This window comes from Amycolatopsis sp. NPDC004368 (genome assembly GCF_053602515.1).
Map to the genome: position 1 here is coordinate 40,450 of NZ_JBSGDT010000007.1, position 15,804 is coordinate 56,253.

Below are 15,804 nucleotides of genomic sequence, written 5' to 3' on the forward strand. Positions count from 1 at the left end.
GATGTGCGCCGCCACCGTGGCACGAGGTGATCGCCATGTCGTACGGTGTACCCGAGGCAGCGCCCGCTCGACCCGAACACCGCGGCGCGCCGACAACTGAACACCGCTCATCCAGAGGGGCAGAGGGAACGGCCCGACGAAGCCCCGGCAACCGGCGTACAGCCTGTCTTCCCGAATTTGCGGGATAGCTGACGACCACGGTGCCAATTCCGGCCCGCTTCGGCGGGGCAGATGAGGAAAGGAACCTCGCGATGACTGCAACCCTCGGAACGTCCTCCACCAAGAAGACCCTGGACCTCGGTCCTGCCGTCGAACTGGTGTCGAAGGAAGAGGGCCACCGGCAGCCGCTCGCCCCGGAGTTCGTGTCCGCGGAGGACTTCTCCCCGCTCGAGGTCGCCTACGACTTCGGCCGCGTGCGCCGCGAAGACATCGAAGCCGGCCCCAAGAACATCTGGCGTTACAAGAAGCTCCTTCCCGTCCCCTCGACCGTCGAGGAGATCCCGAACACCGAACCCGGCGGCACCCGCCTGGTCAAGGCCGACCGGCTGGCCAAGGCCCTCGGCCTGAAGACCGTGTGGGTCAAGGACGACACCGGCAACCCCACGCACTCCTTCAAGGACCGCGTGGTCGCCGTCGCGCTGGCCGCGGCCCGCGAGTTCGGCTTCGAGGTCCTCGCGTGTCCCTCGACCGGCAACCTGGCCAACGCGACGGCCGCCGCCGCGGCCCGCGCCGGCTGGAAGTCGGTCGTGCTGATCCCGAGCAACCTCGAGCGCGCCAAGATCCTCACGACCGCGGTCTACGACGGTGACCTCGTCGCCGTCGACGGCAACTACGACGACGTCAACCGCCTCGCCACCGAGCTGGCCGCCGAGCACCCGACGTGGGCGTTCGTGAACGTCAACGTCCGCCCGTACTACTCCGAAGGCTCCAAGACGCTCGGCTACGAGGTCGCCGAGCAGCTCGGCTGGCGCCTGCCGCAGCAGATCGTGGTGCCCATCGCGTCGGGCTCGCAGCTGACCAAGGTGGACAAGGGTTTCCGCGAGCTCGGCCAGCTCGGCCTCGTGGAAGCCAGCCCCTACAAGGTTTTCGGCGCCCAGGCCACCGGCTGCTCCCCCGTCTCGACGGCGTTCCGCGCCGGCCACGACGTGGTGCAGCCCGTGAAACCGGACACCATCGCCCGCTCGCTCGCCATCGGCAACCCCGCCGACGGCCCCTACGTGCTCGACGTCGTGAACCGCACCGGCGGCGCGATCGAGGACGTGAGCGACGAGGAGGTCGTGGAGGGCATCCGGCTGCTCGCGCGCACCGAAGGCATCTTCACCGAGACCGCGGGCGGCGTGACCGTCGCGACGGCGAAGAAGCTCGTGGAGACCGGCAAGCTCGACCCCGACGCCGAGACCGTGCTGCTCATCACCGGCGACGGCCTCAAGACGCTCGACGCCGTCGAAGGCCGCATCGGCCCCAAGGCGACCGTGCCGCCGTCGGCCGCGGCCGTCGCCAAGGCGCTCGGCTACTGACCTGACGACGGGCCCGCGGGCCGCTCCTCACCGGGGCGGTCCGCGCGGCTCACCCCGGCGGGCCACGGCCGGCCCGCCGTCTCCGGGCACCACCGCCGTGTCTCCGTCCACATCGGTCCGCGTCACGAGCACACCCAGCGTGCCCAGTACGTCCACTGTGGACTTTGCCGGATGTCCGTAGCTGTTGCCCGCACCCACGCTGATCATCGCGGCCCGCGCTCCCACCGCCGCGAGGAACTGTGGCAACGAGTACCGAGATCCGTGATGCGGCACTTTCAGCACTTCGGCGTGCAGGTCCACCCCCTCGGCCAGCAAGTCGGCCTGCGCGGCCAGTTCCACGTCTCCGGTCAGCAGCACCCTCCCCACCGCCGTGGTCGCCCTCAGCACCACGGAACTGTTGTTGATCATCGTGCCGTCCTGCTCCGCGGCCGCCCGCGCCGTGACGTAGCGCGGTCCGAGCACGTCGAGCGAAAGACCCGGCCAGCCCAGCCGCTGCCCGTCGCTCAGCTCCAGCAAGGGCACGTGGTGCGCCGCCGCCTGCTGCGACACTTGCTGCCACGCCCATGCCGGCGCCCGCCCGGGCCCGACCGCGATCGCGCCCACGGCCCGGCCGTCGAACACCGACGACAGCCCGCCGATGTGGTCGGCGTGCAGATGACTGAGCACCAGCAACGGAATCCGGTCCACGCCGAGCCGTCGCAGGCACTCGTCCACCGGCCCCGGTTCGGGCCCGGTGTCCACGACCACAGCGCGGCCGGGCTCCGCCGTGGCCAGCACCTCCGCGTCGCCCTGTCCGACGTCGCATTCCACCATCGCCCAGTTCTTCGGCGGCCAGCCCGGCGAGAGCACCCGCGGCGGCACGAAGATCAGCAGCACCGCCACCAGCCCCATCGCCACCAGCAGCCGCGCCCGCCTGAACCGCAGCGCGACCACCACCACGCCGAGCACGCCGGCCGCGCACAGCCCGCCCCACCAGCCACCCGGCCACGTGAGCACCGCACCAGGCGCGCGGGCGCCGTGCCGCGCGACGGTGATCAGCCAGCGCGCCTCGGGATCGGCCAGGTGCACCAGCACCCGCCCGGCCCCGGGCCACCACGGCCCGACCACCGTGGCCAGCACACCGAGCACCGTGACCGGCGCGACGACAGGTGCCGCCAACACGTTGGTGACCACCGAGACGAGGCTCACCGTGCCCGCCATGCCCGCGATCACCGGCGCGGTGACCACGAACGCGGCCAGCGGCACGGCGATGCCCTCGGCATACCCGGGCGGAATCCCCCGCCGGACAAAGGAATTCGCCCACCTCGGCGCCAGCAGCACCAGCCCCGCCGTCGCGAGCACCGACAGCGCGAACCCGAAGTCCGCCGCCATCACCGGGTCCCACGCCACGAGCGCGCACACCGAAAACGCCAGCGCCGGCAACGCGGACCCGCGCCGCCCCAACGCCAAGGCCAGCAGCGCGACCCCACCCATCACTCCGGCGCGCAGCACGCTCGGCGCCGGGCCGACCAGAACCAGGAACCCGCACAAGCACAGTCCCGCCGCGACAGCCGACACCCGCGGCCCGATGCGCAGCAAGCGGCACAACAGCAGCACCGAACCACACAGGATCGCGAGATTTCCCCCGCTCACGGCCATCAAATGCGTGAGCCCCGAGTCCGTGAACTCCTGCTCGACCTGCTCCGGCAACGCGCTCGTGTCGCCCAGCACCAACCCGGGCAGCAGCCCGGCCGGCTCTTCCGGCAGCACCGCGCACAACTCGTGCAAGCCGGCGCGCAACTCCGCCGCCGCGCGCTGCCACCACGGCGCGGCCGTGACCTGGACCGGCGCACCCTGGAGGTAGACGACCGCGGCCGTCAGCTCACCCCCGCGCGCCGGCGCCAGGCGGCCCGACGCCGTGACGTCCTGGCCCGGCAGCAGTTGCCCCCAGCCCGCCACGGGCGCGAGCAGCAGCACCCGACCGGTCGAACCCAGCGGCCGACCGTCCACAGTGGCCGATTCCACCCGCGCGTCGATGGCCACCGACCGTGTGCCCGCCTGCTGATCGGCGTATCCGGCGCTGTGGATCGGCCGCGGCCGCTCGGCCACCTCGACGCGTACCGTCGCGGTCAGTCCGTGCGCCGCGGCTTGCGCGAGTACGTCCTGCTCGGCGCCCCGGATCCGCCACGCCGTCGGCAGCGCCACGACGAGCCCGAGGACCAGCAGCGCACCCGCCGCACCGAGCCATCGGCCCCGCCTTCGCGCGAGCAGCACCGCGGACAGAACCACCGCCACGGCACCGAAAACCTCGGCCGCCCACCACCCGAGCCGCAAGCCCGCGAGGGTGCCGGCCCACGCGGCGAGGGCTGCCGGAACGAGCCGCAAGTCGTGATCACGCCACGAAGGAGGGGCGTCCGGCTGCGCGAACATCATCCGACCGTCACCTGCTCCCTCAATTTTTGGAACTTGCTTTCGCCGATGCCTTCGACGTCGCGAAGTTGTTCGACGCTGGAGAAACCGCCGTGCTCGGTGCGCCAGTCGACGATGCGACCCGCGGTGACCTCGCCGACGCCGGGCAGCGTGTCGAGCTGCGCGGCAGTGGCTGAGTTGAGGTCGAGCTTGCCCGCGGGCGCACCGGAGCCGGCCGAAGCCGAGGAGGCGACCGTGATGCCGACCGCGAGCTGTTCGCCGTCGGTCAGCTTGCGCGCGAGGTTCAGACCCGAGAGGTCCGTGCCCGGATCCGCGCCACCGGCGGCGCGAACCGCATCGGCCACGCGCGAGCCCGCCGGGACCGTGACCAGACCGGGCGCACGCACGTGCCCGATCACGCTGATCACCAGCTTTGCCGCGGACGACGACGGCGGGGCCGCGGCCGGAGGGTGGGCCTTCGCGCTCGGCAGCGATGGCGCGACCTCCACCGCGGGCGACCCGCCGTACACCGCGAACCCCGCGGCGATCAGAGCGACCACGACCACCATGCCCGCGACGACCAGCACCCGCGGGTTTTTCAGCACACCGGGCAGGCCGGGGTGGGCCGGGTCGGTGCCGCCGGGCAGCCAGCGCCGGACCAACCGGCCGCCGGGCCCGACGGTGTGCGGGCCCGCTGCCAGCTGATCGGCCAACCAGGCGAGCCTGGCGTTCACGGGAGTGCCCGGATCACGGGCGGTCTGATCGAACACACGTGCGACGGTAAGCGAAGATCGACACTGGCTGCCAGGGTGAATTCGGCAGCCTGTGGATAACTCGCCGAAAACCAGGCCCCTGTGGATAACTCGGTCCGATCAGCCGTTTTCGTCGGACGGCGGTGTCATGCTGTCCGCCATCGCCGCCCTCGACGGTGGCCCCGACGAAAGGACCCCCATGACCGACGAGACCGAGATTCGTGCCCTGATCGAAAACTGGGCCACCGCCGTGCACAACGGAGATCTCGACCGCGTCCTGGCCGGGCACTCCGACGACATCGTGATGTTCGACGTCCCACCGCCCCACGAAGGAGTTCGCGGGATCGATGCCTACCGCGAGACCTGGCCACCGTTTTTCGTCTGGCAAGCGGAAGGCGCGGAGTTCACCATCCTCGAACTCGACGTGACCGCCGGCGAAGACGTGGCGTTCGCGTGGGCCCTGCTTCATTGCGGCACGCCCGCCGATCCGCCGGGCCACCATCTGCGGCTCACCCTGGGCCTGCGCAAGGAGCAGGGCCGCTGGACGGTGACGCACGAACACCACTCGTTCGCGGCCGTCGATCCCGCCCCGCTTGAAGGTGAACGGTGACTCATGATAAACCTGAGTCTTAGTTCATCTTCAGGAGGTGTGGGCCATGTCGTCCAAGGTCGCCCTTGTCACGGGCGCATCGTCGGGAATCGGAGAGTCGACCGCGCGAGCGCTGCTCGAGCGTGGGTACACCGTTTATGGCGCCGCGCGACGAGTGGAGCGGATGGCCGGCCTCGCCGAGCGTGGGGTGCGCACGATCGCGCTCGACGTGACGGACGAGGAGTCGGCCGAGAAGGCCGTGGCTGCGATCGTCGCGGAGTCCGGGCGGATCGATCTGCTGGTGAACAACGCGGGCTACGGCTCGTACGGCGCGGTCGAAGACGTGCCGTTGACGGAAGCGCGCTACCAGTTCGACGTGAACGTGTTCGGCGCCGCGCGGTTGATCCAGCTCGTACTGCCGGTGATGCGCGCGCAGGGTTCGGGCCGGATCGTGAACATCTCGTCGATGGGCGGCAAGATCCACACGCCGTTGGGCGCGTGGTACCACGGCACGAAGTTCGCCCTGGAAGGGTTCTCCGACTCGCTGCGGATGGAGGTGCAGCCCTTCGGGATCGACGTGGTCGTGGTCGAGCCCGGCGGGATCGCGACCGAATGGGGTGCCATCGCGATGGACCACCTGAAGGAGGTGTCCGGCGAGGGTGTGTACGCGGACCTGGCCGAGAAACTCGCGAAGGGCATGAGCTCGGGCGTCCACGCGCGGATGCTGTCGCAGCCGTCGGTCATCGCGAAGACCGTCGCCAAGGCTGCCACCGTCCGGCGGCCGCGCACACGTTACGCTGCGGGTTTCGGCGCGAAGCCCTTGATCTTCCTGCGCCGTGTCCTGCCCGACCGCGCTTTCGACGCCTTGATCAAGAGGGCCGTCGCGAGCTGACCCCGGAGAGCCGATGGAGCCGTCCCGCCCGCTGCGCGCCGACGCGGTGCGCAACCGCACGAAAATCCTCGACGCGGCGCGGGAGCAGATCACGCGGCTCGGCCCCGACGTCCCGATGGACACGATCGCCGAGGCCGCGGGGGTCGCCGTCGGCACGTTGTACCGGCACTTCCCGACGAAAACGGACCTCGTCACGGCGGTGATCGGCGAGCACAGCGAGGTGATCACCCAGGCGATCGAGGCGGCCGCCGAGCGGGTGGCCGGCGAGGCCGACGCGATGGGCGAGATCACGGCACTGGTGAGCCACATCGTCGAGGCGGCGGCCGCCGACCGGGCGGTGAAGGCCGCGGCGCAGAACGTGGGCGCCGAGTACCTCACGGCCGAGCAGGAGAGCCGCAGCCGCACCGCGATGACGCGGCTGATCGTGGCCGCCCAGCGTGACGGGCGGCTGCGTGAGGACGTGACGGCCGACGACTTCTACCTGCTCATCCTCACGGCGCCGACGGACGTCGAGCCGGTGGTGCGGGCGCGGTGGCTGCGGCTGTTCCTCGCTGGCTTCACCACCGGCAAGGACTGAAACCCTTACCGGCCAAGGAGATCAGCGCTCGCGCTGCACGACCACGCCGAGCACGCCCGGCCCGGTGTGCGCGCCGATCACGGCGCCCAGCTCCGAGACCACGCAACCGCCGGCGCAGCCGGGCACGGCTTCCTCGAGACGGTTCGCGAGCTCGACGGCTCGTTCGGGCGAGGCGAGGTGGTGCACGGCGAGCTCGACCGGGCCGTCGCCGGCGGCCTGCACCGCGAGCTCGACCAGCCGGGCCATGGCCCGGTTCATGGTCCGGACCTTTTCCAACGGAAGGATGCGCCCTTCGGACATGTGCAACACCGGCTTCACCGCGAGCGCCGTGCCCAGCAGCGCGGCGGCGGGCCCGATGCGGCCACCGCGGCGGAGGTGCTCGAGGGTCTCGACCACGAAGAGCGTGGACGAGCGGGCGGCGGCGTCGACCGCGGCCACCTCGACGTCGACCGCCGATTTGCCCGCGGTGGCGGCGACCGCGGCGTGCAGGGCGGCGAACCCGAGGCCCATCGCGGTGGTGCGCGAGTCGACCACGCGCACGAGGTCCGGACCCACTTCCTGCGCGGCGAGCACGGCGGCTTCCCACGTGCCGGAGAGCTGTTTGGACAAGTGGACCGAGACGACGGACTCGGCGCCTTCGTCGAGTGCGGCGCGGAAGACCGCGGCGAACTCGGCGGGCGTGGGCCGTGACGTGGTCACGATCTTGCGCTCCCCCAGCGCTTCCGCGAGCGCGGCGGGGCCCATCTCGGTGCCGTCGTAGGAGACGGCGCCGTCGACGAGGACGTGCAGGGGCACCACGCGCACCGAGTGCCGGTCGGCGAAACCCTCCGGCAGATGGGCGGTGGAGTCCGTGACCACGGCGACCGACACGCCGTCAGCCTACGTGGCCGGGGTGCAAAGCCGGTGTCATCAGCTTGGCCATGGCGGTGCCGACCGCTTCGTGTCCCGCCCAGCCCCAGTGCATGCCGTCGGGGTTGCCCTCGCCGCCGAGCACGTGGTCGCCGACGACGGCCGGGAGGTCGAGGAGCGGCACGTCCACGCGCGCGCCCCAGGCTGCCATGGCGGCGGCCGCGGCGGGGCGGGCGGTGTGGACGCGGCCGTAGGCGTCGGCGCGGTGCACCGACGGCAGCATCCCGAAGATCGGCAGCTCGGGCCGCAACACGCGCAACGCCTCCACGGCGAGGTCCAGGTAGTGCACGGTCAGCTTCGCGGGCAGCACCGCGGGCCGGCCCCGCAGCACCACGGACAACCGCGGCTGCGCGGCCAGGTACGCACCGCGCACGACGCGGCGCACGCCGTCGGGACGCAGGTACCGCAGGCCCGTGCGGAGGTAGGTCGGCAGGGGCGACGGCAGCGTGTCCATGCTGCCGATCGCCAGCACGACGGCGTCCACGTGGTGCAGGTCGGCCCACACGCGGGGGTCTCCGGTGAGCGACCACCAGACGTCGCGCGCGGTCCAGCCGATGCCGGCGACCACGTCGGCGCGCCCGTCGAGGGCGGTGGCCGCGACGTTGGGCCACAGGCGTGGTTCGTCGGCGGCACAGGGGCCTTCGGGGCCGTGAAAGCTCAGCGAGTCACCGAAGACGAGCAGGTGCGGGCCCATCGGTCAGCCGGTGATCCCCGCGTTGTACGCGTGCAGCCGCCAGGTGCCGTCACGGCGGCCGAGCTCCACCCAGTGGCAGTTCATGATCCCGCCGAGCGAGGGCCAGACCTCGATCGGCAGCTCCAGCAGCTTGGCCGTGAGCGCGACGATCAACCCGCCGTGCGACGCGAGCAGCACCGATTCGCCGGCCTCGGAATTGGGCTGCAGCAGGTCGTTCACGACCTCGCCTGCCCGCGCGGCGACGTCCACTCGGGACTCACCGCCCGGCGGTGCCCACGCGGCGTCGGTGGCCCATTTCCTGCGCTCACCGGGATACGCGGCGTCGACCTCGGGGCCGGTCATGCCCTGCCACTCGCCGAGGTGTGTCTCCCGCAGGCGCTTGTCGATGCGCAGCGGCACGCCGATCGCCTCGGTGAGCACGGTGGCGGTGTCGGTGGCGCGGTGCAGATCCGACGCGATCACCAGGTCGGGCGAGAACCGCGCGAGCGCCGGGACGGCGAAGCGCGCCTGGTTCCAGCCGACCGGGGTCAGCGCGGAGTCGAGGTGTCCCTGCATGCGGCCGGCGGCGTTGTAGTCCGTCTCGCCGTGCCGCCAGAGCAGCAGCCGCTTCAGGCTCACGCGTCCAGGCCGTCCACGCTGCCGGTGCCGTCGGCCGCGGCGTCGCCGTCACCGTCGCCGGCGGACGCGAGGCCTTCGACCTCGATGCGCGGGCAGTCCTTCCACAGCCGTTCGAGGCCGTAGAACGAACGCTCCTCCTGGTGCTGCACGTGGACGACGACGTCGACGTAGTCCAGCAGCACCCAGCGGCCTTCGCGGGCACCTTCGCGGCGGACCGGCTTGTGACCGCCGATGCGCAGCTTCTCCTCGACGTTGTCGACGATCGCACCGACCTGCCGCTCGTTGGCGGCCGACGCGATCACGAACGCGTCGGTGATCACGAGCTGGTCGGACACGTCCAGCACGACCACGTCGCTGGCCAGCTTGTCGGCTGCCGCGTGCGCGGCCGCGACGGCCAGCTCTCGTGCCTCGGACGTCGCTGCCACAGTGCTCCTTCAGGGTTCGGGGTACGCCCGGACGAGGGTACCCGGTCACTCACCTCGGTCTTTGCGGTACAGGTCCTTCTTGGCGATGTAGCGGACCACGCCGTCGGGCACGAGGTACCAGACGGGCTCGCCGCGCTCCACCCGTTCGCGGCACGCGGTGGACGAGATCGCCATGGCCGTGACCTCCACGAGGCTGACCTTGCCGCTCGGCAGGTGGTGGGAGTTGAGCCGGTAACCGGGGCGCGTGACGCCGATGAAGTGCGCGAAGTCGAACAGCTCGTCGGCCTTGTGCCAGGTGAGGATCTGTTCGAGCGCGTCGGCGCCGGTGATGAAGAACAGCTGGTCGTCCGGATATTCCTCGTGCAGGTCCCGCAGGGTGTCCACGGTGTAGGTCTGGCCGCCGCGGTCGATGTCGACGCGGCTCACGGAGAAGACCGGGTTGGACGCGGTGGCGATCACCGTCATCAGGTAGCGGTCCTCGGCGCGGGTGACGACCCGCTCGGACTTCTGCCACGGCTGGCCGGTCGGGACGAAGATGACCTCGTCCAGCGCGAAGCGCGACTGGACCTCGCTGGCCGCGACGAGGTGACCGTGGTGCACGGGGTCGAAGGTGCCGCCCATGACCCCGATCCGGCGTGGTGACATAGCCGGTGAGCCTAATACGCGCGGACGCGTGCAAGCCCCGATTCCGACTGCGACGTCCGTAACGTGCGGGCCGCGGCCTACCCGCTCCCCAGGAGGAGGCCGGGCCCGCACGCTCATCGCCGGCGATCAAGGGGGCAACGCCGGGCAACCGATCACCTCCCCCGAGAGGCACCGGTTGCGGAGGAGAGCCGGAAGTCGCGAACGCCTTACGCAGGTGTCCATTGTGACTTGAGTCACATAACCCTGGGTATTGTGGTATCAACGGTCCGTTCGCACCCCGTCCGGCTCCCGTTCTGTCGGACTCATGGGGTACACCGGGAACGTGGACACCACCGAAGCCCTTCGCGAGCGTGCCGAGACCCTGCTGCGGTCGCTCGCCGGCGAAACCGCGACCCTGCGCGAGGACCAGTGGACGGCGATCGAGGCCCTCGTCGCCCACCACCGGCGTGCGCTCGTCGTCCAGCGCACCGGGTGGGGCAAGTCGGCCGTGTACTTCCTGGCCACGGCTCTGCTGCGCGAGCAGGGCGCCGGTCCGACGGTCATCGTCTCGCCGCTGCTGGCCCTGATGCGCAACCAGATCTCGGCGGCCGCGCGGGCCGGGATCCACGCGGCGACCATCAACTCGGCCAACGCGCAGGAGTGGGACCAGGTGCAGGCATCGGTGGTGGCCGGCGACGTCGACGTGCTCCTGGTGAGCCCCGAACGGCTCAACAACCCGGATTTCCGCGACGCCGTGCTGCCGAAGCTCACCGCGAGCGCCGGGCTGCTCGTGGTCGACGAGGCGCACTGCATCTCCGACTGGGGCCACGACTTCCGGCCCGACTACCGCCGGCTGCGCACGCTGCTGGGCGACCTGCCCGACGGCGTGCCGGTGCTGGCCACCACCGCGACGGCCAACGACCGCGTGGCCACGGACGTCGCCGATCAGCTGGGCATCGGCACGGGCGGCGACACGCTCGTGCTGCGCGGGCCGCTCGACCGCGAGAGCCTGCGGCTGGCCGTGGTGGAGCTGCCGACGGACCAGGCGCGCCTGGCGTGGCTCGCCGAGCACCTGGCCGAGCTGCCCGGGTCCGGCATCATCTACACCCTCACGGTCGCGGCGGCCCACGACGTCGCGGCGCTGCTCGGCGAGCGCGGCTACCCGGTGGCCGCATACACAGGCAAGACCGATCCGGCCGACCGCCAGGCGGCGGAGGACGATCTGCTGGCCAACCGGGTCAAGGCGCTCGTGGCCACGTCGGCGCTGGGGATGGGGTTCGACAAGCCGGACCTCGGGTTCGTGGTGCACCTGGGCGCGCCGTCGTCGCCGATCGCGTACTACCAGCAGGTCGGGCGTGCGGGCCGCGGTGTGGAACGCGCGGAGGTCGTGCTGCTGCCCGGGCGCGAGGACAAGGCGATCTGGGCGTACTTCGGCTCGCTCGCGTTTCCCGACGAACTGCGGGTGACGCAGGTGCTGAACTCGCTGGCCTACACCGACCGTCCACTGTCGACGGCCGCGCTCGAGCCGACGGTGGAGCTGTCGCGCTCGCGGCTGGAGATGGTGCTGAAGGTGCTCGACGTCGACGGCGCGGTCCGGCGCGTGCGCGGCGGCTGGGAGAGCACGGGCCAGGAGTGGCGATACGACCGCGACCGCTACGCCCGCGTCGCCAAGGCGCGGGAGGCCGAACAGTCGGCGATGCTCGGGTACATCTCCACCACCGGTTGCCGCATGGAATACCTGCGCCGCCAGCTGGACGACCCGGACGCCGCACCGTGCGGCCGCTGCGACAACTGCACCGGGCAGCACTGGGACACCGCGGTGTCGGAGGCGGTCGTGGGCGCCACGCGCGAGCGGCTCGACCGCCCGGGCGTCGAGGTGGCGCCGCGCAAGCAGTGGCCGAGTGGGATGAAGGGGCTCGACGTACCGGTGTCGGGCCGCATCGCCGCTACCGAGCAGGCCGAGCCGGGCCAGGTGCTGGGCCGCCTCACCGACGTCGGCTGGGGTTCGCGCCTGCGCGAGCTCGTCGGTCCCGGCGCGGTCGACGACGTCGTTCCCGATTCGGTGTTCCAGGCCTGCGTGAAGGTGCTCGCGGCGTGGCCCTGGGCGGAGCGCCCGACGGCCGTCGTCGCCGTGCCCTCGGCAACGCGGCCGGTGCTGGTCGCGAGCCTCGCGGAACGGCTCGCCACCGTCGGCCGCCTGGAGCACCTGGGCACACTCGAGTCCGCCGGCCCACCCCCGCGGCAGGCCAACAGCGCCCAGCGCCTCGCCGACCTCTGGCGCCGCCTCTCCCTGCCCGACGACGTCGCCGCCGCGGTCGCCTCGGCACCCGGCCCGATCCTCCTCGTGGACGACATCATCGACACCGGCTGGACGATGACCCTGGCGGCCCGCCTGTTGCGCAACGCGGGCGCGAAGGCGGTGTTGCCCTTCGGTCTGGCGAGCACCTCCTGACCGGGGGCCCGCCGACACCGGCGGACGACGCCCGGACGCGGGCCAAGTCGGCACCGGGCCGAACGGCAAGCCATGACCAACACCCGCGCGCAGGCCGACACCCCGTCGAACGACGTCTCGCGGCCACGAGTCCGAACCACCGCGCTGCCACGGTCCAGACCACGGCGGCAGGGCACAAAGACCAGATCCGGTCCGTGAAGAACTACCGATCACCGGGCGTTTCTGGCAAAGTGCCCTTCCACCCCTCGCGGACGTGGAGGTCGGCATGGCCGAATCGACGGTGGAAGTCCCGGCGAGGCACCGGTTGCCGGTGCGGCGGTTGGTGGCGGCCAGTGCCGGGAATGCGCTGGAGTGGTTCGACTGGACGATCTACGCGACGTTCAGCATCTACTTCGCGGGCGCGTTTTTCCCCTCGGGCAACGAAGCGCTGGCGTTGATCAACACGTTCGCCACGTACGCGCTGGCCTTCTTCTTCCGGCCGCTGGGCGGGGTGCTGCTGGGGCGGTTCGCGGACGTGCACGGGCGCAAGCCCGCGATGATCCTCACCATCGCGCTCATGGCGGGTGGGTCGGTGGCGATCGGGGTGTTGCCGACGTTCGAGCAGGTCGGGTGGTTGGCCCCGGGCCTCCTCCTCGTGGCGCGGGTGGCGCAGGGGCTGTCGCTCGGTGGAGAGGTGTCGAACGCATCGGCCTACCTGGGCGAGATCGCGCCGGCGAAGCGGCGGGGGCGGTACTCGTCGTTCTTCTACATCTCGACCGGGTCGGCGGTGCTGATCGCGACCGTGCTGGGGTTCGTGCTGGCGCGCACGATGGACAAGGCGCAGCTGACGTCGCTCGGGTGGCGGATTCCGTTTCTGCTCGGCGGGGTGCTGGGCCTTGTGGGGCTGTGGTTGCGGCGCAGTCTCGCGGAAACCGAGCTGTTCGAACAGAAGAAGGACCAGGCGCGACGCGTCGAGCGGCCGTTGCTCACGACGCTCACCCAGCACCCCAAGGCCGTGGGGCAGCTCGTCGGGTTCACGATGCTGTCGACGCTCTGCTACTACACCTTCTTCAGCGCGCTGACCTCCTTCGCCGTGAAGACGCGCGGCGCGAGCGACGTCGACGCGTTCCTCGCGCTGTCGATCGCCACCGCGCTGTTCGTGGTGCTGCAGTACCCGATGGGCGCGCTGGCCGACCGCGTCGGGCGGCGGCCGCAGCTGCTCGTGTGGTCGGGGGCGACCGCGGTGGTGATCGTGCCGCTGTCGTTCCTCGTCGGGCCGGGGCTCGGCGGGCTGCTGGTCGTCTTCTGCGTGGGCCTCGGCCTGTACACGGCGATGACGTCGCTCGCGCCCGCGATCATGAGCGAGCTGTTCCCGACCGAATTGCGGGGTCTGGGTATCGGGGCCTGGTACAACCTCACCGTCGCCGTGTTCGGTGGCACCGCGCCGCTGGTGCTCAACGCGCTTTCGGCGGCGGGTGCGGCCACGGTTTTTTTCGGCTACGTCGCGGTCGCGGCGGCCATCGCGTTCTTCGTGGTGCTGCACCTGCCTGAGACGAAGGGCAGCGAACTGCGGTAATCCCTTCGAGGTCCCTGCGGCCCGGTCGCTACGCTCCTGCGAAACCGGCGAAGCGACCAGAAGGAGGGACACCGTGCGCAAGCCCGAGGTTAGTGAGGAACTCGCCCGACGCGTGGTGGACGCTCTCCGCCGTGCGCTCGACGTCGAGATCACCCCGGCCGACGCGCTGATCGCCGTCTCGACCCGCGAAGGCGTGGACTACCAGTGCAACCTCGCGATGAGCCTGGGCAAACGCCTCGGCCGCGCGCCGCGGGAGGTCGCCGCGGCCATCGTGGAGCACCTGGAGATCGCCGATCTCGCCGAGCCGCCCGCGGTCGCCGGGCCGGGCTTCCTCAACTTCGTGCTGCGGCGTGAGTGGCTCGAGGAGAGCATCACCGCCCTGACCGACGACGCACGCCTGGGCGTGGAACCCGCCGCGCAGCCGCGACGTATCGCGCTGGACTACAGCAGCCCCAACGTCGCCAAGGAAATGCACGTCGGCCACCTGCGCTCGTCGGTGATCGGCGACGCGATCGTGCGCCTGCTGCGTTTCGCCGGCCACGAAGTGCTGCCGCACAACCACCTCGGCGACTGGGGCACGCCGTTCGGCATGCTCATCGAGCACCTGCTCGACGAACCGCCCGCCGGTCCCAGCGGAATCGGCGACCTCAACGAGTTCTACCAGGCCGCGCGCCGGAAGTTCGACTCCGACGAAGCCTTCGCCACCCGCTCGCGCGAGCGCGTCGTGAAGCTGCAGGGCGGCGACGCCGAGACGCTCGCGACGTGGCAGGGGCTCGTCGACGAGTCCACGCGCCACTTCAACGAGGTCTACCACCTGCTCGGCATCACGCTCACCGACGAGGACATCTACGGCGAGAGCTTCTACAACCCCTACCTCGCCAAGGTCGTCGACGAACTGGAGGCCGACGGGCTCACCGAGCTCAGCGACGGCGCCGTCTGCGTGTTCCCCGAAGGCTTCCACAACCGCGAAGGCGACCGGCTGCCGCTGATCGTCCGCAAGCGCGACGGCGGCTACGGCTACGCGGCCACCGACCTCGCCACCGCGAAGTACTGGACCACCGAACGCGGCGCCACCGACCTGCTCTACGTGGTCGGCACGCCGCAGGCGCAGCACTTCGCGATGCTCTTCGCCGTCTGCCGCGCCGCGGGCTGGCTCGACGGAGTGCACGCCGAGCACATCGGCTTCGGCTCCGTGCTCGGCGCCGACGGCAAGGTGATGCGCACCCGCGCCGGCGAGACGATCAAGCTCGCCGACCTGCTGGCCGAGGCCGTCGCGCAAGCCGCCGACGTGGTCGCCGAACGCAGTGAGCTCAGCGCGGCCGAACAGCGCGAGGTGGCCCGCGCCGTCGGCATCGGCGCGGTGAAGTACGCCGACCTGTCCGGCGACCGCGAACGCGACTACGTGTTCGACTGGGACCGCATGCTCGCCAAGGACGGCAACACGTCCGTGTACCTGCAGTACGCCCACGCACGGATCGAGTCCATCCTCGCGAAGGCCGGTCACCGCAACACGGACGTGCCGATCACGCTGGCCGAACCGGCCGAACGCGCGCTGGCCCTCACGCTGCTGCGCTTCGGCGAGGCGCTGCGCTCGGCGACCAGTGCGTACGCGCCGCACAAGCTGTGTACGTACCTGTACGACACGGCCGTGACGTTCTCCCGCTTCTACGAGCAGTGCCCGGTGCTGTCGGCGGAAACGCCGGAGCTGCGGGCATCGCGCGTGCAGCTGGCCACGCTCACCTCGCGCACGCTGGTGCTCGGCCTGGACCTGCTCGGCATCGCAGCGCCGCGGCGGCTGTGACCTCGCGGGGT

14 protein-coding genes and 1 riboswitch are annotated in these 15,804 nt (G+C 71.4%); of the genes, 7 read left to right on the forward strand and 7 right to left on the reverse strand.

Translation table 11 applies throughout. The features are described from left to right. The first annotated feature begins 104 nt into the window (after positions 1-104). Positions 105-238: riboswitch (SAM riboswitch) on the forward strand. Between the two features lie 13 nt (positions 239-251). Next, positions 252-1,517 (forward strand): threonine synthase, encoded by a 1,266-nt coding sequence (gene thrC, locus ACWEOE_RS13055; RefSeq protein ID WP_452007779.1) that lies wholly within the window; start codon positions 252-254, stop codon positions 1,515-1,517. Positions 1,518-1,544: 27 nt separating this feature from the next. Here the strand turns inward: thrC and ACWEOE_RS13060 are convergent, their stop codons facing one another. After that, positions 1,545-3,929, reverse strand: a complete 2,385-nt coding sequence (locus tag ACWEOE_RS13060; protein WP_452007781.1) for a ComEC/Rec2 family competence protein — start codon at positions 3,927-3,929, stop codon at positions 1,545-1,547. After that, the gene (locus tag ACWEOE_RS13065; RefSeq protein ID WP_452007783.1) at positions 3,926-4,675 is read right to left on the reverse strand and encodes a helix-hairpin-helix domain-containing protein; all 750 of its coding nucleotides are present in this window, start codon (positions 4,673-4,675) and stop codon (positions 3,926-3,928) included. The genes ACWEOE_RS13060 and ACWEOE_RS13065 overlap by 4 nt, the downstream gene beginning before the upstream one ends. 181 nt (positions 4,676-4,856) lie before the next feature. Between ACWEOE_RS13065 and ACWEOE_RS13070 the strand changes: the two genes are divergently transcribed. From ACWEOE_RS13070 to ACWEOE_RS13080, 3 genes are read left to right on the forward strand one after another with little or no spacing between them, the layout of a single operon-like run. Further along, a complete protein-coding gene (locus ACWEOE_RS13070; RefSeq protein WP_452007785.1) occupies positions 4,857-5,267 on the forward strand; it encodes a nuclear transport factor 2 family protein in 411 nt (136 codons plus the stop codon). A 46-nt stretch (positions 5,268-5,313) separates the two neighbouring features. Further along, positions 5,314-6,138, forward strand: a complete 825-nt coding sequence (locus ACWEOE_RS13075; protein ID WP_452007787.1) for an oxidoreductase — start codon at positions 5,314-5,316, stop codon at positions 6,136-6,138. Positions 6,139-6,151: 13 nt separating this feature from the next. After that, positions 6,152-6,715, forward strand: a complete 564-nt coding sequence (locus tag ACWEOE_RS13080; protein WP_452007789.1) for a TetR/AcrR family transcriptional regulator — start codon at positions 6,152-6,154, stop codon at positions 6,713-6,715. Between the two features lie 21 nt (positions 6,716-6,736). Here ACWEOE_RS13080 and ACWEOE_RS13085 read toward each other — a convergent pair whose 3' ends face one another. The 5 genes from ACWEOE_RS13085 to nadD are packed head-to-tail and all read right to left on the reverse strand — an operon-like array spanning position 6,737 to position 10,006. Further along, entirely contained in the window at positions 6,737-7,585 is an 849-nt protein-coding gene (locus ACWEOE_RS13085) for a DegV family protein (RefSeq protein ID WP_452007791.1), read from the reverse strand. A gap of 4 nt (positions 7,586-7,589) precedes the next feature. Next, entirely contained in the window at positions 7,590-8,318 is a 729-nt protein-coding gene (gene octT, locus ACWEOE_RS13090) for a diglucosylglycerate octanoyltransferase (protein WP_452007793.1), read from the reverse strand. Positions 8,319-8,321: 3 nt separating this feature from the next. After that, entirely contained in the window at positions 8,322-8,936 is a 615-nt protein-coding gene (locus ACWEOE_RS13095; RefSeq protein WP_452007795.1) for a histidine phosphatase family protein, read from the reverse strand. After that, positions 8,933-9,361, reverse strand: a complete 429-nt coding sequence (gene rsfS, locus ACWEOE_RS13100) for a ribosome silencing factor (RefSeq protein ID WP_452007797.1) — start codon at positions 9,359-9,361, stop codon at positions 8,933-8,935. Before rsfS ends, ACWEOE_RS13095 begins: the two co-directional genes overlap by 4 nt. A gap of 45 nt (positions 9,362-9,406) precedes the next feature. Continuing rightward, on the reverse strand, positions 9,407-10,006 hold the full coding sequence (gene nadD, locus ACWEOE_RS13105) for a nicotinate-nucleotide adenylyltransferase (RefSeq protein WP_366189846.1): 600 nt from the start codon (positions 10,004-10,006) through the stop codon (positions 9,407-9,409). A gap of 304 nt (positions 10,007-10,310) precedes the next feature. Between nadD and ACWEOE_RS13110 the strand changes: the two genes are divergently transcribed. From ACWEOE_RS13110 to argS, 3 genes are all read left to right on the forward strand, one after another. Further along, a complete protein-coding gene (locus ACWEOE_RS13110) occupies positions 10,311-12,437 on the forward strand; it encodes a RecQ family ATP-dependent DNA helicase (RefSeq protein WP_452007799.1) in 2,127 nt (708 codons plus the stop codon). Positions 12,438-12,702: 265 nt separating this feature from the next. Beyond that, the gene (locus ACWEOE_RS13115) at positions 12,703-13,992 is read left to right on the forward strand and encodes an MFS transporter (RefSeq protein WP_452007801.1); all 1,290 of its coding nucleotides are present in this window, start codon (positions 12,703-12,705) and stop codon (positions 13,990-13,992) included. Between the two features lie 73 nt (positions 13,993-14,065). Further along, a complete protein-coding gene (argS, locus tag ACWEOE_RS13120) occupies positions 14,066-15,793 on the forward strand; it encodes an arginine--tRNA ligase (protein ID WP_452007803.1) in 1,728 nt (575 codons plus the stop codon). Positions 15,794-15,804: the final 11 nt, after the last annotated feature.

Coding starts and splice junctions, on each gene's coding strand:
- thrC (WP_452007779.1), top strand. CDS start 252: ATGACTGCAACCCTCGGAACGTCCTCCACCAAGAAGACCCTGGACCTC.
- ACWEOE_RS13060 (WP_452007781.1), bottom strand. CDS start 3,929: ATGATGTTCGCGCAGCCGGACGCCCCTCCTTCGTGGCGTGATCACGAC.
- ACWEOE_RS13070 (WP_452007785.1), top strand. CDS start 4,857: ATGACCGACGAGACCGAGATTCGTGCCCTGATCGAAAACTGGGCCACC.
- ACWEOE_RS13075 (WP_452007787.1), top strand. CDS start 5,314: ATGTCGTCCAAGGTCGCCCTTGTCACGGGCGCATCGTCGGGAATCGGA.
- ACWEOE_RS13080 (WP_452007789.1), top strand. CDS start 6,152: ATGGAGCCGTCCCGCCCGCTGCGCGCCGACGCGGTGCGCAACCGCACG.
- octT (WP_452007793.1), bottom strand. CDS start 8,318: ATGGGCCCGCACCTGCTCGTCTTCGGTGACTCGCTGAGCTTTCACGGC.
- nadD (WP_366189846.1), bottom strand. CDS start 10,006: ATGTCACCACGCCGGATCGGGGTCATGGGCGGCACCTTCGACCCCGTG.
- ACWEOE_RS13110 (WP_452007799.1), top strand. CDS start 10,311: ATGGGGTACACCGGGAACGTGGACACCACCGAAGCCCTTCGCGAGCGT.
- ACWEOE_RS13115 (WP_452007801.1), top strand. CDS start 12,703: ATGGCCGAATCGACGGTGGAAGTCCCGGCGAGGCACCGGTTGCCGGTG.